Source organism: Pseudomonas sp. NFACC02 (assembly GCF_900110765.1).
Classification (GTDB): domain Bacteria; phylum Pseudomonadota; class Gammaproteobacteria; order Pseudomonadales; family Pseudomonadaceae; genus Aquipseudomonas.
In genome coordinates, this window is the sequence record NZ_FOEO01000009.1 from 1 (window position 1) to 18,870 (window position 18,870).

Sequence of the window (18,870 nt, forward strand, 5' to 3'; positions counted from 1 at the left end):
GTGGGCCCGCGCCGAACGGGCATCCATGCCCTGACGGCGCTCTCGCGGCATCCCTGCCGCTCGACCCACTACGCGTCGTCTGCGTTTGGCCTGCACCCAAGTCGCGATTTGTGGTGTCTGGACTGTCGCGCATATAAACAGCGCGGGCTGGAGCTAACGCTCGTCGCTTTCTTGATGCATGCATCAATCGTCCGCGCTGCATTCTTAACTGTAGGAGCGTGGCTTGTCCCGCGATCTGGCGCGCAGCGGCAGCAAAATCAGGCAACCAGGTTATGCCTGACACTCCGCATGCACCGGGTTTGCTGCCGGTTCCCGGCAGATCGTCCGAGTGCGGCCCAGAGCAAGCGCGCTCCGGCCTCCAGCCAGAATCAAGAGCAACGGCATACCGTCGGATCGCGATCCTGGGTTTATCGAGACACTGCTTCTGCCTGTAGGGCAGGTTCGGTCAGGCACGGTCTTGCTTCTGCCCACCGGGCGTAGGAGCGCGCTTGCCCGCGATCTGGCGCGCAGCGGCAGCAAAACCAAACGACCCGGTTGTGCCTGACACTCCGCATGCACCGGATTTGCTGCCGGTTCCCGGCAGATCGTCTGAGTGCGGCCCAGAGCAAGCGCGCTCCTACAGGTTCGGTGCCTGGGTCGTCGAACGAGGCGTTTGCGATATCGCCCCGCTGGACGTCACTGCACCGGGGTCGCCGCCTCGGGCGTTGGCTCGCTGGCAGGCGCCAGATCCTGTGCAGGGGCAGGTGTCGATGTCGGCGCAGGCGCAGGTGTCGACGCAGGCACAGGTGTTTCAACGGGAGCGGTGGTTTCGGCCTTCAGCGGTTCAGGCTCAGCGGGGGCCGGCATGGGTTCACTGCTCTGCTCGGTAGCCGCCGCTGGCGTGGTAGACGGAGTGGCCAGCGGTGCAGGCACGGCGGCCGGCGCTGCAGAAGGTGTTACAGCAGGCGCCGCGGCAGGCTTCTGCTCGGTCAACGCCGCCGCTTTCGCGGCAGGCGCAGGTTCCGGCATGCCCATATCGGCCTTGGGTTTTTCTTCAATGTGTGCGGCTTTCTTCACTTCAGGTGGCAGGAAGTTTTCCACCAGCGCGAAGAAACGGTCATAGAACTTGGGGGACGCAACGGTTTCGCTGGCGACCTTGACCATCGAGTCGTCCGTCGAGCCAATCGGCATCGACACCGAACCCAGTACACCGACGCCCAGGCTCGCCGAGTTGTTCACCTTCTTCAGGGCATAACGGTCCTGAAGGGCGTTGGCGAACATGGTGGCCTTGGTGTCCGAGCTGCCATCCGCCGCGCAGACCACATTGAAGCTGATCTCCATGTGGGTCTCGCCAGTCTGCTGGAAGCTCTTGTGGCCGCTGATGATCTTCGGATCGCTGCTGGTGATGATGTAGCCCTGACTCAGCAGCGCACGACGGCCCGCCTCGCAACTGGCGGCATCGGATACCGGGTAACTGCGAGAAAACGTTCCGGCGTCATCGAAGTTTTCATGCTCGTAGATAGCCTGCTTCTTTGACGAGCAGCCTGCGGCGGCCAGCAGGGCAACCACCCAGCACGCGGTACGAAAGCTCAGTAATTTAGACATCAAACATCCCGGGGAAAAAGGTCGACAGAACAGTGGACCGGAGAAATCGCCGGTTAGTCTGCAACAAGCCTTGCATCGGATCAACGCAGAGTTTGCAACCAGGTGGATACATCCAGACTTGCATAAGCACGCGACAGAGCCTGCAACGGGCTTCGTGGAGGTTTTCCCAGCCGTCCGGCTCACCTGTCAGCACAAACGGAAAAACGTCCGGCGGGCATGAGAATCGACTGACGGTCGTCGTTCTCAGGCCCGCCCCGAGGCAACCGCCTTCAGATTTCGCCGTGCTCCATCCGCACGCCGAGGAATTCAAGGGCTCGCCAGTACCCCGGATAGGTCTTGCCCACGCAGTCAGGGTCCTGAATGCGCACGCCCGAGACTTTGAGCCCGGCCAGAGCAAAACACATGGCGATGCGGTGGTCTGAGTGCGTGTCGATCAACGCGTTGCTGGCGGTTCCGGCCAACCCCGGATCCGACGCTACCAGCAAGTCATCGCCTTCGACTGTCGCCAGGCCCGGGCGCACCTGATTCAGACCGTCGTGCAGGGCCTGAACCCGGTCGCACTCCTTCACCCGCAAGTTAGCCAGATCGACGAAACGCACCGGCGTTTCATTGAACGCGGCCAGCACCGCCAACGTCGGGATCGCATCCTGCATCTGCGAGCCGTTGATGACCGCCGGCATGTTCGGGAACTGTGCGATCACGTCCATTGCCTTGGCGTCGGGCTGGGTGAATGCCTCGGCAGCGACCCCCAGATCGATCTTGCCTGCGGTCAGTGCTTCGGCCGCCCACAGATAGGTTGCGGCTGAAGCATCCGGCTCGACCTGATAATCGCAAGCGGTGTAACCGGTTGGCGATACACGCCATAGCGCGTCGTCGACAACCTCCACCTCGGCACCGAACGCGCGCATGCAGGCAATGGTCAGGTCGATGTATCCGCGAGCGCCAATCTCCTTGCCAGTCAGCGCCACTTCAATGGGCGCATCGCCACAGGCGGCCACCATCAACAATGCCGAGACATACTGACTCGACAGACCGCCATCAATTTCAAAGCGCGAGGCCTTGATCGACCCGCTGCCGTGGATGATCACCGGCGGACACCCCGTGGCGCTCTCGGCGTTCAGACCGCCCTTGCGCAAAGACTCCAGCAGCGGACCGACAGGACGCTTCTGCATGTAATGGTCGCCATCCAGCGTCACGCTGCCGTTGACGGTACACACCGCGGCGGTGAGAAAGCGCACGGCCGTGCCGGCGTTACCCAGGAACAGCGTCCCTTCAGGCACCTGCAAACGGCCACTGCCGGTCACCACGAAACTGGTGTCGTCCGGTTCTTCGATGGTGACGCCCATCTGCCGCAGGGCATTGGACATGTGGCGGGTATCGTCGCTTTTCAGGGCGCCGCGCAGGTGGCTGGTGCCCTTGGCCAGCGCAGCCAGCAGCAACGCACGGTTAGTGATCGACTTGGAGCCAGGTGGCGCGACATGCCCCGTCAACGGAACACCCGGTGGAATCACAGTGATGGTTTGGTTCATGCCCATGGGTCCAGCTCTCCAAATTCGAAGTCAGTGCCGCTTTAGCGAGCCGGCAATGATGTCATTTATCCGTGCACTCTGCAGTATCGAGTGAGTGCTCACCGATAAAAGCTCGACCGACGCTATACCGTTTTTCTGGAATTCGCCCGGTATTGCCGACCAACTTCTCTCAGGGATCGCAGCGTATCGGGGTCAGGCTGATAGCCCAGCATCTCTCTGGCCTTGGAGCCGTCAATGATCAGCGAGCCGCACAACTGCGTAGACATATCCTGCTTGCCGACCCGTTTGAGCAACCAGGCCAACAGTCCGGGTGGAACCGGTATCGACCATTGTCGCTGCTGCATGCCTTGGGCAAGCGCACTGAGTATCTGCGGGGTAGAAACGTCAGTGCCGTCGCTGGCGAGGAAGAGATGCCCGGCGGCGTCAGGGTGTTGTGAAGCCAATGAGATCAGGCGTGCCAGGTTATCGACGGACACGATGCTCCGGGCATTGCGTACCGCGCCAAACGGGCTGGGAATGCCCTTGTCCACCACGTTCAGCAAGGTGCTGAAGTTGCCGGGCGCTTGCGCGCCATAGACCAGGGGCGGGCGAATAACCACCAGTTCCATGTCCCCTGACTGGACCAGCGCGTGCAGCCCCTGTTCGGCTTCCAGTTTTGAGCGGGCGTAAGGCGCGACCGGTCGCGGCACAGAGGTCTCGGTGAAACGCTCGTCCCCGGACTCGTTGCCGTTGACCCCGATCGAACTGATAAACACGAAGCGACGGACACCCGCGGCCATCGCCATGCGCGCCAACTGCAAGGTCGCATCGCAATTCACTGCCCGATATAGATCGGCAGCGTCACCCTGCTTGTTCAGCACATGCGCCCTGCCCGCGAGGTGCACGATGCAATCGACGGAAGCGAGACAATCCTCGACCGCGCTCGCGTCAGTAAAGTCGGCAGCACGGTAGTCGACACCCGGGACGCTTCCTTTTCCGGACCTGGACAGACCGATCACGGAATGCCTCTCGCCGACTAGCAACTCACACAACCGGGTGCCAATGAATCCGGTTGCGCCCGTAACAAGAATCCGCATGGTTCGAAACTCGATATCCCTAAATGGTGCGCATGATAAACGCAGAACGCGTTGCGATACGGCTGCCCGTTTTTCGCAGGCACAAAAAAGCGACCTGACACATGAAAGTCGTTCCGACGTGCAGGCCGCTCCTACAGCTCCGATGTTTGATGCGCAACGGGCCGGTGCCTCAAAGATGCCTCCGCCTGAACGTCAGCGGCGAGCGATGCCGATGCCGATGCCGCCAGTTCGGCGATCCACGTCAGGCACTGTTGCAGCAGCGCCGACTCATCCCCAGCCCGATAACTGACGATGATCGGCGAGGTCGCCAAAGGGTCCAGCAAGGGCGAGTAGCCAATATCGTCACGGTGCAAACGCTGCACCGAAGCCGGCACCAGGGTAATGCCGATACCCGCGGCCACCAGTCCGATGGCGGTCTGCAGTTCGTTGGTCATTTGCGCCACGCGGACCTTCAAGTCATGCCGGGCGAATAGTTGCAGCACATGGTCGGCATAGCTGGGGCGGATATTGCCGGGATAGAGCACAAAGGGTTCGAGGGCCAACTGCTCCATGCTTACCGCCGCGCCCAACAAGTGGTGCCCGGCGGGCAGCGCCACCACCAGCGGATCCTGATGTATCACTTTTTGCACCACGGCGGCGTCGTCGATGTGAATGCGCCCGAAACCGATATCGATACGCCCGCTTTTCAGGGCTTCGACCTGCTGCAACGTGACCATTTCCGAAAGACCCAGCTCGATACCGCCATCGCTGCGCAGGCGTCGGATAACTTCAGGCAGCGCACCGTACAGCGTTGACGGGGCAAACCCGATCCCCAACCAGCGTCGTTGACCCTGAGCAATACGCCGGGTGTCATCGCAGACCCGCTCCAACTGCTCCAGCAACTGCACCGAGTGCTCATAGAAAAACCGGCCCGCGTCGGTCAGGCGCAACGGCCGGCTGCGCTCAAGCAGCGCAACGCCCAGTTCTTCTTCCAACTGTTGAATCTGCCGACTCAATGGCGGCTGGGCCACGTGCAACTGCATCGCCGCACGCGTGAAATTGAGGGTCTGCGCGACCGCGCGAAAATAACGCAAATGACGCAGTTCCACGATACCTCCCAGGTATAAAACCAGACTCATTCAATATTGGACCCCAAGCCTGTCGCGATGCAATCTCTCAGCACTATAAATACAAACCCAAGGGATATTGGCTTGCGCAGCCTTTCCCGATCAGGATCCGCCTATGATCAGCATCATCAGCCTCGATACCTACATCGTTGACTTGCCCACCATCCGCCCTCACAAGCTGGCGATGCACACCATGCAAAACCAGACGCTGGTGATTTTGCGCCTGCGCTGCAGCGATGGCATCGAAGGGCTCGGTGAGGCCACAACCATTGGCGGCCTGTCCTACGGCAATGAAAGTCCGGAAAGCATCAAAACCAATATTGACAGCCACATTGCACCGCTGCTGATCGGCCAGGATGCGAGCAACCTCAACGCGGCCATGTTGCGCATCGAGAAAGCGGTACGTGGCAACACCTTTGCCAAATCGGCAGTGGAGACGGCCTTGCTGGACGCGCAAGGCAAACGTCTGGGCTTACCGATTGCCGAATTGCTCGGCGGTCGAGTTCGCGATGGCCTGGAGGTCGCCTGGACTCTGGCCAGCGGCCACACCGAAAAAGACATCGAGGAAGCCGAGCGGATGCTTGATATACGCCGCCACCGGATTTTCAAGCTGAAAATCGGGGCTGGCGAACCGGCCAAGGATATTGCCCATGTGGCGGCGATCAAGCGCGCCCTGGGTGACCGGGCCAGCGTGCGGGTCGATCTGAATCAGGCCTGGAGCGAAGCCACGGCGATTCGCGGCTGTCAGATGCTCGGCGACGCTGGCGTTGACCTGATTGAACAACCGATTCCACGCCAGGATCGCGAGGCCCAAGCGCGGGTCAGCGCACGCAGCCCGGTCCCCATCATGGCTGACGAAGCGATTGAAAGCGTGGAAGACAGCTTCGCTTTGGCCAAGGCAGGTGCCGCACCTGTGTTTGCCCTTAAAATCGCCAAAAATGGCGGGCCGCGTGCCGTGTTGCGCACCGCCGCCATCGCCGAGGCCGCCGGGATCGCACTGTACGGCGGGACCATGCTCGAAGGCGGTGTCGGCACGCTGGCATCGGCCCATGCCTTCGCCACACTGGGCCGCATTGAATGGCACACAGAGTTGTTCGGTCCTTTGCTACTGACCCACGACATTCTGGTCGAGCCGCTGATCTATCGAGATTTCCAGCTGATGATTCCCACTGCGCCCGGCCTTGGGATTGCGCTGGATGAAGAGCGCCTGAAACGCTTCCAGCGCGGCTGAACATCTGCTAGCCGCACCCGCCCACGGATCAAAAAAGAGAGCGTTGAACCATGCTGTTTCAAGTACGCATGACCGTAAAACTGCCCCATGACATGCCCGCCGATCAGGCGGCGCGACTCAAGGCTGACGAAAAAGAGCTGGCCCAACGCCTTCAACGCGAAGGCACCTGGCGGCATCTCTGGCGCATCGCCGGACTGTACGCCAACGTCAGCATCTTCGATGTGGCCGACAATCAGGCGCTGCACGACACCCTGATGCAACTGCCGCTTTACCCGTACATGGACATCGAAGTCACGGCGCTGTGCCGTCACCCGTCTTCGATACACAAAGACGACCGCTGAGGCTACGCGGTACAACTGCCATAAAAACAAGACGATGAGGAAACAATCATGAGCGTACGTATTGCGCAAACGGCCCCGGTGCAGCAGTTCTTTGAACAAGCCAGTGGTATCGATAACGACCGGGGCAACCAGCGGGTAAAAGCCGTGGTGCATCGGGTGTTGACCGACTCGATCAAGATCATCGAAGACCTGCAGATCAGCCCTGAAGAATTCTGGAAGGCGGTCAACTACTTCAATGAGCTGGGCAGCCGTCAGGAAGCCGGTCTGCTGGTGGCCGGCCTGGGTCTGGAACACTATCTGGACCTGCTGATGGACGCCGAAGATCAGGCAACAGGCCTGGTCGGCGGCACACCCCGGACCATCGAAGGCCCGCTGTATGTGGCCGGCGCACCGTTGAGCAAGCATGAGGCGCGCCTGGATGATGGTACGGACAACGGCACGGTGTTGTTCATGCAAGGACGGGTGCTGGACACCGATGGCCAGCCGCTGAGTGGCGCCATTGTCGATGTCTGGCATGCCAATACAGGCGGCACCTATTCGTACTTCGACGCCTCGCAATCTGAGTTCAACCTGCGTCGTCGCATCGAGACCGATGCCGAAGGCCGTTACCGTTTCCGCAGTATCGTGCCGTCAGGCTACGGCTGCCCACCGGACGGTCCGACCCAGCAGTTGCTCGATCAACTGGGCCGCCATGGCCAACGTCCCGCTCACGTGCATTTCTTCATCTCTGCGCCTGGATATCGGCACCTGACGACCCAGATCAACCTCGCGGGGGACAAGTACCTGCACGATGACTTCGCCTATGCAACGCGCGACGAACTGATTGCCAACATCAACTTCTTCGACGATCCGGCCAAAGCCCAGGCGAAGGGTATCAGCGGCCGCTTCGCTGAAATCGAATTCGACTTCACCCTGCAAACCGCCACAGATCCGAAGGCGCAACATCGCCACGAACGGGTCCGCGCGCTGGAAGACTGAGCTGCCCCAGGCACTGGATCTAACCCGCATCACAGCAGACCGCATCCACGTGGGCGCTGCCGAAAGCTGCGAAAAGCGCAGACCATCCTGCGCTTTCGCAGCAGTCGTATCCTCCATCTGTTGTGTGATGCCATTGGCCATGTTCAAGACATCGCCAAGTGCGTAGCACAACAGCGCATCCTGATCGGTGTTACTGATATTCCCGCTGATCTGCACGCTATCGCTCAGGTGCATTTCGGGGAGGCTGGAGCGATACACTTTTTCCACGCTCGCGGCCCCGTCACAACGATCTTGACCTGATTGCCTGTGCATTTCATAAGGCGGGAACGCCGTGCATTCGCGACACGTTCAGATTTCTGAACCTGTATCCCAACACCTTTAGCTGTCATTCCGATCCCGCCGACAGTACACGCGCGATGGTCATCTCGTCGTGAGGAAGCGGCGCGTAAATTGCTTGAATCCAGCCATACCGAGAGTTCGCCCCATGAGTCGTACTCCTTTTTTCGCCTGATGTGCCGTTCGTAGGTTTCCCACTATGGAATTGTCTAAATTTTCGACGTCCCTGGACTTTCAGGATCAACGCTTGAAATACCTCTTTCTCAGCTATCAGCTAGGATCGATGCGCGCCGCCGCAGACCAGCTTGGGATTGCCGCTTCTTCGGTCAGCCGGCAAATCAGTTTGTTGCAGTCAGAATTGAGCATCGATCTGATCGAGACCGGCACCCACCGTATCCGTCTCACAGAAGCTGGCATGGCCACGGTGGATTACTATCGTGCACGGGCGGGTCAACATGAGGCACTTATCAACCGCCTGAACGAATTGCGCGGGCAGCATCTCGGCAAAACCACCGTGGCCGTTGGTGAGGGATTGTTCGGCGCGCAGTTGATCGGCAAGCTACAGAGCTTTTTCAACGCCTACCCTGGCCTGCACACCGAGATCCTGATTGCGCCGACCCTGGAGGTCCAGCATCGGGTGATGGAGGATCAGGCGCAGATCGGCGTGCTGTTCGCGCCGCACCCCAACCCCGGCTTGCGCCGCCAATTCGGCATCAAACAGCCGCTAAGGGCTATCGTCCATCCCGATCATCCACTGGCCGGCCAGAAATCGATCACACTGGAACAACTGTCGAGCATGGAACTGGTGTTGCCCAGCCGAGGCTATCGGGTGCGTGAGCTCGTCACCTTATCCTGCAAAGGCAAGCCGTTTGTCATCGAGCCAACGATCACCGCAAACTCGCTGCAGGTGATCATCGACTTCGTCAAGGCGAACATGGCCAGCACCTTACTGGCCGAGGTCATGATCCAACCGGAACTCAAGGCCGGGACGCTTGTGGCACTGGAAGTGGAATGCCCGGAGATGAACAGCACTGAACTTCAAATCATTCGCCGCCAGTCACGCAAACTTCCGCCGGTGACCCAGGAACTGATTCGCCATCTGGCGCGATCGATCAGCAAGTTGAGCATGACTGACTGAGACCTGCCCATACAAAAAAGGCGGAGGGCATCTAGCCGTCCGCCTTCGTGGGCAGGTGACCTTAACGCGGTAGATCAGGTTGGCGGCGGATGCTGAATAGCGTGCCGGTGGTGATCAGGCCGAACACAATCAACATCACCGAAACCGGCCATGCCGAGTGGAAGGCGCCGAACAACGCTGTCGCCGCCAACGGTGCGAGCCCGCCGGAAAAGATAGACGCAATCTCATGCCCCAGCGCCATGCCGGAGTAGCGCACGTGGGCCGGAAACAGCTCGCCCATCAGCGCCGGCTGGGTGCCGATCATCGCGCCGTGGCAGAACGCGAGACCCACCAGCAGTGCCACGTAAACAAAGCCACTGACGTGGGTGTCGATCAGCCAGAAGAACGGAAACGCAAACAATACAAGGCTGATCGAGCCAATGGCGTAGACCGTGCGTCGACCGATGATGTCCGACAGCCAGCCCCAAAAAAGAATGGTAAAGGCCTCGACGATCATCGCGACCATCACCCCGCCCAGGACTGTCTGGGTGTTCAAGCCGGTGAGTTTCGCGTAAGCCATTACAAAGGCAAGGAAGATATAGGCGCAGCTGTTCTCCGCCATGCGCAGGCCCATGGCCTGGAACACCTCCTTGGGATGTTTGCGCAGCACTTCCATCGCCGGTGGGTGTTTGACCGTCGCCCGTTGCGCGGCGGCATCTTCGAAATCCCGGCTCTCCGGCAGGTTACGGCGAATATAGATACCGACGCCGAAGACCAGGACACTGGCCAGGAACGGCAGGCGCCAGCCCCAGCTCATGAAGTCTTCATGCGGCAACATCTGCACCAGGTAGAACGCTGCCGCAGAGAGTACGAAACCGCCGGAAACACCCAGTTGACTCCAGGCCGCGTAGAACCCGACGCGATTGGCCGGCGCATTTTCGCTGATCATCAGCACGCCACCGCCCCACTCTCCGCCAGAGGCAATCCCCTGGGCAATGCGTAACAACACCAGTGTGACGGGCGCCAGATAACCCGCTTGTTCGAAGGTTGGCAATAACCCCATCAGGAAGGTCGAGACGCCCATGATGCTCAGGGTCATGACCAGTGCTTTCTTGCGCCCGTTTCTATCGCCGATATGGCCGAAGATGATCCCGCCCAGCGGCCTGGCGAAAAACCCTACCGCAAAACCTGCGAACGCTCCCATGGTGCCGAGTACCGGGTCCGTGCCGGCCGGGAAGAACAAAGGGCCAAAGATCAGCGCCGCGGCCGTGCCGTACAGAAAGAAGTCATACCATTCCAGCGCGTTGCCGAATACTGAGGCGATAACGATTCGGCGCATGGTAGAAGAGCTGGGTGTATGGGTAACGCCTGTCTTGAAATTACTCATTTACTTCTCCAGACCGAGCCCGGCGGCTCACCAGATTTTCCAGGTGTATGAAGTGACGAAACGGTATTCGTCATAGTTGTTCCCGTACTTCTGCTTGATGTTGAAATTCTTCAAATCAAAGCTCAGGTTTTTCAGTGGGCCGTCCTGCACCACATAGGAAAGGAAAATATTGCGCTCGCTTTCCTGGTCGTGACTCAATCCTTCACCCCGATCGATATCGGTGCCCTTGATGTAACGCGTGAACAGCCGCAGGCCGGGTAACCCAAGGGGCGCGAAGTCATAGCCGTAGCGCACCGACCAGGAACGCTCGTCCGGACGGATAAACGGCAGTCCGGCCCAGTTCGGCAGGTACGGTTGCGGCACGTAGCCATTGAGCGTGGGGAACACCGTTTCACCCAGCATGCGTTGATAGCTGACACCCACCATGTGTGCGCCTTTATGCAGGGTCAGCAGGCCGCTGTAAGATCGGTTGTCGACATTGCCCGCCAGGGCGCTGCCATTTTCGCTATTGTTGAAATAACCCAGGTCGGTCTTCAGAACGTAGCCATCACCCAGGTCAAGCGAATGCTTCAGGCCGGCATAATGCTGTTGGTAAATATCGTTGAGCACTCCGTAAAAGTAAGTGACCCGAAGCGCTGGCGTGAGGGAATAAGTGGCGCCACCGAAGTCCAGCCCCTTACTGTCCAGATCATCGGTGGAGCCGTACTTGTACAACTGCTCATGATTGGACGATTGCCGGGTGACACTTGACCAGAAGCGCCCACCCGTCAATTCCAACCGGTCGATTTCACGACTGTTGACCACTGCACCTTGATAGATGGTATCGAGCTGACGACTGGGGTCATTGGAAGCGACCGGCAGATCAGGTTTCTGATCGCCGATCTTCAGTTCGGTTTTCGAGTAGCGTAACTTGAGCGTTCCCCCGGCTCGGCTGTAATCATTGGCCGTCTTCTGGTCTTGCACGCTGAAGGGTAATGACCCGTCATTGCCGGTGGCGTCCAGTCGCACTGCATATTGGGCGTTGGCATCAAAACCGATGGCCAGCGGGCTGTCGGTATAACCGGACCGGAATTGCAAATCGAATCCTTGAGACCAGTTCCCGACCTGGGAGGTGGGTGCATCGCTGTTTGTGAAGTTACGGTTTAAATAAAGGTTTCTGAAGTTCAGGGACAGTTGGCTCTCATCCAGCAGATCGGCATGTGCCGCCCACGGAAGCATGAACCCCAACAAACCCGCGTACTGAATTGCATGCACAGGCAAAGCCAGCTTTGACATGGTTACATCCGTTCTGAATAGCCACGATTGGGAGCAGAATTCCAAAGACATGGCAGTGAATGAACAGCGCGGATCTGACGCCCGCTGCTGTCAGCTTTTTTGTATTTATTATTTTTCAGATATCCAGAACCAGGCGCTTTGAGCGCGACCTGGAACAGCACAACAACATCTGGTCGTTAGCCGAACGTTCCTCCTCGGTCAGGTAGACATCGCGATGGTCAGGCTGCCCTTCAAGCACATCACACAGGCAGGTTCCGCACACGCCCTGTTCGCAGGACACTTCGATTTCGATACCTGTTTCGGCAAGGGCCTGTACGATGCTCTGCCCCGCCTGCACCTGGACGGTCTTGCCACTGCGGGCAGCGTGTACTTCAAAGGCTTCGCCCGAGTTGTCGACCTCGACTTGAAAGTATTCGCGATGTATCTGCTCATCCGGGTAGCCCGCCGCACGGGCGCCACCGATCACCCAATCCATGAAGCCGGACGGGCCGCAGGTATAGACATGAATGTCATTGACTGTGGTGCCGAGCACACTGATCAGGTCCAGCTTGCTGGCCGGCTCATCGTCGAAGTGAGTGGTCACTCGATGGGCAAAGGGCGCCGCAGCCAGCTCCTCCAGAAAGGCTGCGTGGCTGAGTGAGCGGCCGCAATAATGGAGTTCAAACTCAGCGTTTCGAGCATGAAGGGCATAGGCCATGGCGATCATCGGCGTGATGCCGATCCCACCCCCGATCAATAGCGAGTGCCGCGCGTTACGGGCGAGTGGAAACAAGTTGCGGGGTGCGCTGATCGTCAGGGTTGTGCCTTCACGCAGCGTCGCATGCACCGCTTGCGAACCGCCACGCGAAGCCGGGTCTTTGAGCACTCCCAAGCGATAGCGGCCGGTATCGGCCGGATCGCCACACAGCGAATACTGACGGATCAATCCACCGGGCAAATGCACGTCGACGTGCGCTCCGGCCTCGAACACCGGTAACCGCTCACCGCCGGATGAACATAAATCGAACACCAGCACTCCAGCCCCCTGCTGGTGAACGTTGCGCACCACGACATTCAATAGGACATCTTTCATCGGTTCATTCCCGACCATGATCAAAGGATGTAACCGATACCCGCGAGGGTATCGTCGGCGTTGATCAGACGGATCAGCTTGCGCTGAATCTTGAAGCCGTCACCGTCACGCTCCAGTTCGTAAACAATGTCAGCGCTGTAGTGCTTGAGTGACTCCTTGCGAAACTCGCGCACGTTTTGCGCGCAGCGCACGGTCACGTTTGCTCCACGCTCGGACAGCACGCGAAAGCGCGACAGTGTTCGCACCGTACGTGGCTGAGGGCTGGTGGAAATCGACTCACCACCGGTCAGGCGCTGGACGCGCAGTTCCCGCATGTGATGATCGTCATAGGCGTAATTCAGGCTGTTTTCGAAATCCTGTTCTTTTGGGTCGATAGGGATGACGTACGTGCCCTTGCCAGACCAGAGGCTCAACCAGTTTTCGAATTCGCCATGGTCAAGCATGTCGCCTTCCTGCCAGATGAAAGCGGTGACTTCGTTCAGCAATTTCAGATTCATCAGAGTCCTCCGCCGGTTATGCCGACATCATTTTTTGCCATTGTTTGTAGGCCGCGCGCATTCCGGTCTCGGCACTCACATCGCTGCGCAAGCCGTCTTGCGTAGGGGTTTCGCCTGGCAAACCACGGTTGAGCATGATCCACAGGTCCTCTCCGGCGCTGGCCCCCTTCTGTACGCGCTCCCAGGCCTCGGAATCGTCCGGCGTACCGAAACCCATGGGGCCCTGGAAGTGCTCATGCAGGCGCAGGCGATAGCGATTGGCGACTGCCGGGCCACCGTCCATGGTGATCACCGAGTGATGGATTTCGGTTTCGGTGACCGAGATCGGTTGCAGTACCCGAAAGAACGCCATGGAGCAGGCAACATTGGGAAACAGGTTGAGGTTGAAACCCGAACCGCCCACCGCACGCACGATGCGACGCACCTGTTGCTCTTCGATACCCTCGTCACGAAGCTCTGCGGCCAGTCCTTCGAAGCGTTCCGGGATGGGTTTGTCCAGATCGGCTTCAAGATCCACAAGGTCAGGGATCATCACCATCACGCTGTGACCATTGCCGAGGTCTTCCACATAGCCAGGCCCGGTGACAAAGTCGAAGAGCTTCAGGGTCTCTTCGTCCACCGATGACAGAAACGATTTGTGTACCAGCGGAAAGTGATAGGCGTCGGTGGTGTTTTCCAGCTGGATTTTCCAGTTGCCAGGGAAACGAAAACGATGCTCGCCCGGAACCTTGATCGGGTAACCCGCGCCCTGCTTCATGAACAGGTCCATCCACTTTTTCGCCGGGCCAAGGAAGTCCACCAACGGCTCGATATCGGCCTTGAACGTGGCGAATAACATGCCGGCATACTCTTCGACACGCAGGCTCACGAGGGGCAATTCAGCCTTGTCGAGGCAATCACCATAGCTTTCCGGATGTGGCACACCCCGCAACGAGCCATCCAGGGCGTAACTCCAGCCGTGGTAGGGACACACGAAACTGTTGGTCTTGCCCTTCTTGTGTTCACACACCGTGGCGCCGCGATGGCGGCAGCGGTTGAGGTGCACATGAACCTGTTTCTTGCGGTCGCGCACCACGATCACCGGCTGTTTGCCAATAAAGGTGCTTTTGTAACTGCCCGGTTCGGGGATCTCGCTGACATGCGCGACCCAGACCCACGTGCTGTAGAAAATCTTGTCCAGTTCTGCGTCGAACAACTTGGCGTCGGTGTACAGCGAGGTGTGAACACGGTCGGACTGGACCAGCCCGGCAGGGCTGACGTCCAGGTTCACAGCGTCAATACGGTTAGTCACGGTAATGTCCTGTTATTGATTTCAAGCGTCGGCGTTGTGATTCAGGGAGACCGCCGCAATGGCGCAGAGCCGTGCGTCGTCGCCCTTGCGCCCGATCAGTTGCAAGCTGGTTTTGATGGAAGAATCCGGATAAGCAATTGGCACGCTGAGGGCCGGATGGCCGCTCAAGTTGAATGGCCGCAGATAACGGGTCAGATCGATCACCGACTCGCCTTGTCGCACATCAGCCAAAAGCGGAGGCAGGCGCGGCAAACCTGGCAGGACAAGCGCGTCGAAATGTTCCAGCAACTGGTCGACTTGCTGGCTGAACGCCAGGCGTATTGAATCTGCTGCAAGCAGTGCTTCTGTGTCGGTTGTCGCTGCTTTCAGCAGACGCGCTTCAACGTCCGCACCCAACAGGCCCTGGCCGGTGTATTGGCCGAAAGCCGCCCAGGTTTCGGCATTGATGACCGTCAGTGCAGCGTCGAATGCCGGGTCAAGAAGCGGCATCGAGACGGGTTCCCACGTCCAGCCTCGATGCGTCATCGCATCACGTATGGCTGTATCAATGGCTGGATCACAGGCCACGCCGACCAGACCAACGCGCACGTGCTCAGGCGGGCTCTGCGCAACGAACGTGCCGTCCATTGCAGACATGGCAGCCACAAGCGTGTCCAGGTCCCGAGCCATGGGGCCAACGCAATCGAGAGAACTGGATGCCGGATACACGCCTGCACGGCTCAAACGGTTGAAGGTCGGCTTGAGTCCAAACACACCGCAACAGGCCGCGGGCATCCGCACAGAGCCGCCTGTGTCAGTACCCACCGCCACATCCACAGCACCCTGAGCGACAATTACCGCCGAGCCGCTGGAAGAACCACCCGGTATCCGTTCGGGTGCCTGCGGATTGATCGGCGTCCCTGCCCACTCGTTGATGCCGGATACGCCGAAGGCCAACTCATGCAGAACAGTCTTGCCAATGACCTGCCAACCACTGTCGAGCAGTGCCTGCACGACCGTTGCGTGTTTCTGCGCCGGCGCCGCCGTTTCAAAGGCGCGACTGCCACAGCGGGTTGGCCAGCCTGCAACATCCAGCGTGTCCTTGATGGCGACGGTCAGTCCCTGACCTCCCAGGCAGCCTTCGATGATCAGCGGGCTCATGCTTGCGCCCCCTGAACATTCTCGAGACTGCATGCCTCAAGGCGTTCGGTGGTAAAAGACGAGATGAGCCAGGCGCCTGCCTCCCGGATAAACTCCAGGTTGAGTGCGGCAACGATTAATTCGGCCTGGCCCGAGTCATAGCGGCTGATTTGCTGCATCAACCAGCGGCCCTTGGCCTGATGACCGTCAACCGTGATCTGTTCGCCGGAAAGAAAATGCGCATTGAACTGAAAATGACGATTGGGCGGTAGGTACCCCATCAGCATCGCAACGATTGCCTCACGCCCTACCCTTCGCCCGAACTTGGCGGCATATCCCGATCCAAGTCCCTGCCATACCGCGTCGTCACAGAACAGCTGAGCCAGTGCATCGGCGCGCTCGTCGGGGCCAGGAACGTCGCACAACGCCATATACCGATTCAGTAAAAGACGAATCGCCGACTCAGCCTCAAGCACCCGAATGCGCTCGACTAACACCGTGATGTCGGAAGTGGGAGGGTTCATGGGTGGGCTCCTGTCAACGTTTCAAAGCGATGACAGGAAATTAGCGTCAGGCAGACAGGGCAACAATCACAGGGATTGACGGACATGTTGCGTTTTACGCAACAACTTTATCTCCACTTGCCCCGCGTGAAGCGCCGCAGCAGGCTCAACAGGCCTTCGACGCTTGTCCCAGACGATGGTAGGCCCGGTTGAAATACACCAACCCCTCATCAGCACCGCTCTGGCGAATAGTCTGGATCTCACAGTAGAAAATACTGTGGGATCCCACTTCGTGGACCTGCGCGATACGGCAATCGAAATTCACCAGCGCATCGAGCATCACCGGCGCACCGCTTTCCAGCGTGGTCCACTCGGTCACGGCGAAGCGTTCATCCATCGTCAACGTACGGTCGGCGAAGGCGCCGGACAGTTGTTGATGATCACCACACAAGGTGTTCACGCAAATCGAGCCATTGCGCTTGAAATGCGCGTTGGAGTGGGAGGAACGGTTCATACACACCAACAGCGTGGGCGGTGAGTCGGTCACGCTGCACACCGCCGAGGCGGTAAAGCCGAACCGTCCCGCCACGCCATCAGTGGTGATGACCGACACGGCACCGCCCAGCATGGCCATTGCATTGCGAAAGCTGCTTACGTCTACCATGGTCGTTCCCCTTAGATATCCAGTACGAGTTTTTTAGATTTGGCTCGTGAACAGCACACTAGAATTTGATCGTTGCCGGCCTTCTCATCGTCCGTCAGGTACACGTCACGATGATCCGGCTCACCTTCGAGCACATCGCACAGGCAGGTGCCGCACACACCCTGTTCGCAGGAAATCTCGATCTTGATTCCGACCTGTGCCAGCGCGGCGAGAATGCTCTGCCCTTCTGCCACTTCAACGGTCTTGCCACTGCGTGCGGCAACCACTTCGAAGCTGCCACCCGAGCTGTCCACTTCCGCCTGGAAATATTCCTTGTGGATGTGCGCCTCGCTGTAGCCCTGGTCGCGGGCGCCCTGAATGACCCAATCCATGAAACCCGCGGGACCGCAGGTATACATGTGTACACCGGCCATGCCCTTGCCCAGCACCTTGGGCAGGTCGAGCTTCTGTTCGGTCCCCTCATCATCGAAGTGAGTGAACACGTGCGCGGCGAACGGTGCGCTTGCCAGCTCCGCCAGAAACGCACTGCGACCGCGCTCACGTCCGCAGTAGTGCAGTTCGAAAGTCTGGCCGGCCGCGTGCAACGCATAGGCCATGGCGATCATCGGCGTGACACCGATGCCGCCACCCAGCAACACGGAACGCGTCGCCCCGGCGGCCAGTGGAAACAGGTTGCGCGGCACGCTGATCTGCAACTCGCGGCCTTCGAGCAGGGTTTCATGCACGCCCACCGAACCTCCCCGCGAGGCCGGGTCCCTGAGGACACCCAGGCGATACAGGCTCGGGTCGGCAGGATCGCTGCACAGTGAGTACTGGCGCACCAACCCCGGAGCGATATGAATATCGACGTGCGCACCGGCATCGAACATCGGCAGGGGCGCGCCGTCACGACGGCTCAGGTCCAGGACGACAACGCCGTCCCCTTGCAGTTGGCGCTTGCGCACAACTACATCCAGCAGTTCTTCAGTCATGGTCGTTATTCCATGGAATTTGCAAAGGCCGCCGTAACAGCCGCTATCCGTCAGCGCATCAACAGGCCGCCATTCACGTCCCAGGTCGCCCCAGTGGTGAAATAAGCTTCGGGCCGTGCCAATTGCACAATCAGGTCACCCAGAAAATCCGCATCGCCCAGACGATGCACCGGGATATTGGCCAACAGGCCTGGCAGGCGTTCGGCCGGAATCGCCGCTCGCACGGCCGCCGACTCGATAGGGCCTGGCGCAATGGCGTTAACCGTCACCCCGCGTGCGGCAAATTCCTTGGCGAATATCTTGGTCAGCGTCACGATGCCGCCCTTGCTCGCCGCGTAATGTGCGCCGGTCGCGGTGCCGCCGTTCTGCCCCGCCAGGGACGCCATGTTGATGATGCGCCCGTATCCCGCTTCAGCCATGTACGCGCCCAGCACCTGACAGCCGAGAAACACGCTACGCAGGTTCAGGCCCACCACGGCGTCGAACTCCTCGGGACTGATCTCCATCAGCGGCGTGGTCCTGGTCACGGCCGCGTTATTGACCACCACGTGCAGCGCGCCGAAACGCGCCAGCACCTGTTCCAGCCCCGCTTCGAAATCGGCCTTGCTGCCGACGTCCAGTTGCAGCGCAAGCGTTTGCTCCCCGGACGGGTCCAACTGTCTGGCGCAGGCTTTTGCGGCTTCAAGGTTGACGTCGGTGACGACCACCACGTACCCGGCCCGCAGCAGGCTGGCGCAGAAATGCTGCCCAAGGCCCTGCCCCGCGCCCGTTACCAATGCGATCTGGCTCATGT

General features: G+C 59.5%; 18 protein-coding genes. 4 read left to right on the forward strand and 14 right to left on the reverse strand.

Annotated elements, in window-relative coordinates; translation table 11 throughout:
* Window positions 1-675 precede the first annotated feature (675 nt).
* The 4 genes from BMY73_RS10170 to BMY73_RS10185 all read right to left on the reverse strand — a co-directional run bounded on the left by BMY73_RS10170 (window position 676) and on the right by BMY73_RS10185 (window position 5,277).
* Entirely contained in the window at window positions 676-1,584 is a 909-nt protein-coding gene (locus BMY73_RS10170; RefSeq protein WP_092406855.1) for a DUF2242 domain-containing protein, read from the reverse strand.
* 269 nt (window positions 1,585-1,853) lie between these two features.
* A complete protein-coding gene (gene aroA, locus BMY73_RS10175) occupies window positions 1,854-3,119 on the reverse strand; it encodes a 3-phosphoshikimate 1-carboxyvinyltransferase (protein ID WP_092406857.1) in 1,266 nt (421 codons plus the stop codon).
* Window positions 3,120-3,235: 116 nt separating this feature from the next.
* A complete protein-coding gene (locus tag BMY73_RS10180; RefSeq protein ID WP_092406859.1) occupies window positions 3,236-4,189 on the reverse strand; it encodes an NAD-dependent epimerase/dehydratase family protein in 954 nt (317 codons plus the stop codon).
* 131 nt (window positions 4,190-4,320) lie between these two features.
* Entirely contained in the window at window positions 4,321-5,277 is a 957-nt protein-coding gene (locus BMY73_RS10185; RefSeq protein ID WP_305882046.1) for a LysR family transcriptional regulator, read from the reverse strand.
* Between the two features lie 133 nt (window positions 5,278-5,410).
* Here BMY73_RS10185 and BMY73_RS10190 point away from each other — a divergent pair, with 133 nt between their 5' ends.
* The 4 genes from BMY73_RS10190 to BMY73_RS10205 all read left to right on the forward strand — a co-directional run bounded on the left by BMY73_RS10190 (window position 5,411) and on the right by BMY73_RS10205 (window position 9,319).
* Entirely contained in the window at window positions 5,411-6,526 is a 1,116-nt protein-coding gene (locus BMY73_RS10190) for a muconate/chloromuconate family cycloisomerase (RefSeq protein WP_092406861.1), read from the forward strand.
* Window positions 6,527-6,576: 50 nt separating this feature from the next.
* A complete protein-coding gene (catC, locus tag BMY73_RS10195) occupies window positions 6,577-6,867 on the forward strand; it encodes a muconolactone Delta-isomerase (RefSeq protein ID WP_092406863.1) in 291 nt (96 codons plus the stop codon).
* A gap of 48 nt (window positions 6,868-6,915) precedes the next feature.
* Window positions 6,916-7,845, forward strand: coding sequence for a catechol 1,2-dioxygenase (catA, locus tag BMY73_RS10200; RefSeq protein WP_062380646.1), 930 nt, complete (start codon window positions 6,916-6,918; stop codon window positions 7,843-7,845).
* 535 nt (window positions 7,846-8,380) lie between these two features.
* A complete protein-coding gene (locus BMY73_RS10205; protein ID WP_238591850.1) occupies window positions 8,381-9,319 on the forward strand; it encodes a LysR family transcriptional regulator in 939 nt (312 codons plus the stop codon).
* Between the two features lie 61 nt (window positions 9,320-9,380).
* Here the strand turns inward: BMY73_RS10205 and BMY73_RS10210 are convergent, their stop codons facing one another.
* The 10 genes from BMY73_RS10210 to BMY73_RS10255 all read right to left on the reverse strand — a co-directional run bounded on the left by BMY73_RS10210 (window position 9,381) and on the right by BMY73_RS10255 (window position 18,868).
* A complete protein-coding gene (locus BMY73_RS10210; protein WP_256571165.1) occupies window positions 9,381-10,685 on the reverse strand; it encodes an MFS transporter in 1,305 nt (434 codons plus the stop codon).
* A 27-nt stretch (window positions 10,686-10,712) separates the two neighbouring features.
* Window positions 10,713-11,960, reverse strand: coding sequence for an OprD family outer membrane porin (locus BMY73_RS10215; protein WP_062380643.1), 1,248 nt, complete (start codon window positions 11,958-11,960; stop codon window positions 10,713-10,715).
* A 115-nt stretch (window positions 11,961-12,075) separates the two neighbouring features.
* Window positions 12,076-13,032, reverse strand: coding sequence for a PDR/VanB family oxidoreductase (locus BMY73_RS10220; protein WP_092406867.1), 957 nt, complete (start codon window positions 13,030-13,032; stop codon window positions 12,076-12,078).
* Between the two features lie 20 nt (window positions 13,033-13,052).
* Window positions 13,053-13,529: an aromatic-ring-hydroxylating dioxygenase subunit beta gene (locus BMY73_RS10225; RefSeq protein ID WP_092406869.1), complete on the reverse strand. Its 477-nt coding sequence runs from the start codon at window positions 13,527-13,529 to the stop codon at window positions 13,053-13,055.
* A 16-nt stretch (window positions 13,530-13,545) separates the two neighbouring features.
* A complete protein-coding gene (locus tag BMY73_RS10230) occupies window positions 13,546-14,820 on the reverse strand; it encodes an aromatic ring-hydroxylating oxygenase subunit alpha (RefSeq protein ID WP_092406871.1) in 1,275 nt (424 codons plus the stop codon).
* 21 nt (window positions 14,821-14,841) lie between these two features.
* On the reverse strand, window positions 14,842-15,960 hold the full coding sequence (locus tag BMY73_RS10235) for an amidase (RefSeq protein WP_092406873.1): 1,119 nt from the start codon (window positions 15,958-15,960) through the stop codon (window positions 14,842-14,844).
* Complete coding sequence (locus BMY73_RS10240; RefSeq protein WP_092406875.1) at window positions 15,957-16,463, reverse strand: nuclear transport factor 2 family protein; 507 nt, start codon at window positions 16,461-16,463, stop codon at window positions 15,957-15,959. Before BMY73_RS10240 ends, BMY73_RS10235 begins: the two co-directional genes overlap by 4 nt.
* Before the next feature lie 145 nt (window positions 16,464-16,608).
* The gene (locus tag BMY73_RS10245; RefSeq protein ID WP_062380631.1) at window positions 16,609-17,106 is read right to left on the reverse strand and encodes a flavin reductase; all 498 of its coding nucleotides are present in this window, start codon (window positions 17,104-17,106) and stop codon (window positions 16,609-16,611) included.
* A gap of 11 nt (window positions 17,107-17,117) precedes the next feature.
* Window positions 17,118-18,077: a PDR/VanB family oxidoreductase gene (locus BMY73_RS10250; RefSeq protein WP_092406877.1), complete on the reverse strand. Its 960-nt coding sequence runs from the start codon at window positions 18,075-18,077 to the stop codon at window positions 17,118-17,120.
* A 50-nt stretch (window positions 18,078-18,127) separates the two neighbouring features.
* Window positions 18,128-18,868 carry an SDR family NAD(P)-dependent oxidoreductase gene (locus BMY73_RS10255; protein ID WP_092406879.1) on the reverse strand — a complete coding sequence of 247 codons (741 nt, stop codon included), beginning with the start codon at window positions 18,866-18,868 and terminating at the stop codon, window positions 18,128-18,130.
* Window positions 18,869-18,870: the final 2 nt, after the last annotated feature.

Bases quoted from the DNA above. Each gene is read 5' to 3' on its own strand.
- BMY73_RS10225 (WP_092406869.1), bottom strand. From the start codon at position 13,529: ATGAATCTGAAATTGCTGAACGAAGTCACCGCTTTCATCTGGCAGGAA.
- BMY73_RS10210 (WP_256571165.1), bottom strand. From the start codon at position 10,685: ATGAGTAATTTCAAGACAGGCGTTACCCATACACCCAGCTCTTCTACC.
- BMY73_RS10220 (WP_092406867.1), bottom strand. From the start codon at position 13,032: ATGAAAGATGTCCTATTGAATGTCGTGGTGCGCAACGTTCACCAGCAG.
- BMY73_RS10250 (WP_092406877.1), bottom strand. From the start codon at position 18,077: ATGACTGAAGAACTGCTGGATGTAGTTGTGCGCAAGCGCCAACTGCAA.
- catC (WP_092406863.1), top strand. From the start codon at position 6,577: ATGCTGTTTCAAGTACGCATGACCGTAAAACTGCCCCATGACATGCCC.
- BMY73_RS10235 (WP_092406873.1), bottom strand. From the start codon at position 15,960: ATGAGCCCGCTGATCATCGAAGGCTGCCTGGGAGGTCAGGGACTGACC.
- BMY73_RS10205 (WP_238591850.1), top strand. From the start codon at position 8,381: ATGGAATTGTCTAAATTTTCGACGTCCCTGGACTTTCAGGATCAACGC.
- BMY73_RS10180 (WP_092406859.1), bottom strand. From the start codon at position 4,189: ATGCGGATTCTTGTTACGGGCGCAACCGGATTCATTGGCACCCGGTTG.
- BMY73_RS10215 (WP_062380643.1), bottom strand. From the start codon at position 11,960: ATGTCAAAGCTGGCTTTGCCTGTGCATGCAATTCAGTACGCGGGTTTG.
- BMY73_RS10255 (WP_092406879.1), bottom strand. From the start codon at position 18,868: ATGAGCCAGATCGCATTGGTAACGGGCGCGGGGCAGGGCCTTGGGCAG.
- BMY73_RS10240 (WP_092406875.1), bottom strand. From the start codon at position 16,463: ATGAACCCTCCCACTTCCGACATCACGGTGTTAGTCGAGCGCATTCGG.
- aroA (WP_092406857.1), bottom strand. From the start codon at position 3,119: ATGGGCATGAACCAAACCATCACTGTGATTCCACCGGGTGTTCCGTTG.
- BMY73_RS10245 (WP_062380631.1), bottom strand. From the start codon at position 17,106: ATGGTAGACGTAAGCAGCTTTCGCAATGCAATGGCCATGCTGGGCGGT.
- BMY73_RS10170 (WP_092406855.1), bottom strand. From the start codon at position 1,584: ATGTCTAAATTACTGAGCTTTCGTACCGCGTGCTGGGTGGTTGCCCTG.
- catA (WP_062380646.1), top strand. From the start codon at position 6,916: ATGAGCGTACGTATTGCGCAAACGGCCCCGGTGCAGCAGTTCTTTGAA.
- BMY73_RS10190 (WP_092406861.1), top strand. From the start codon at position 5,411: ATGATCAGCATCATCAGCCTCGATACCTACATCGTTGACTTGCCCACC.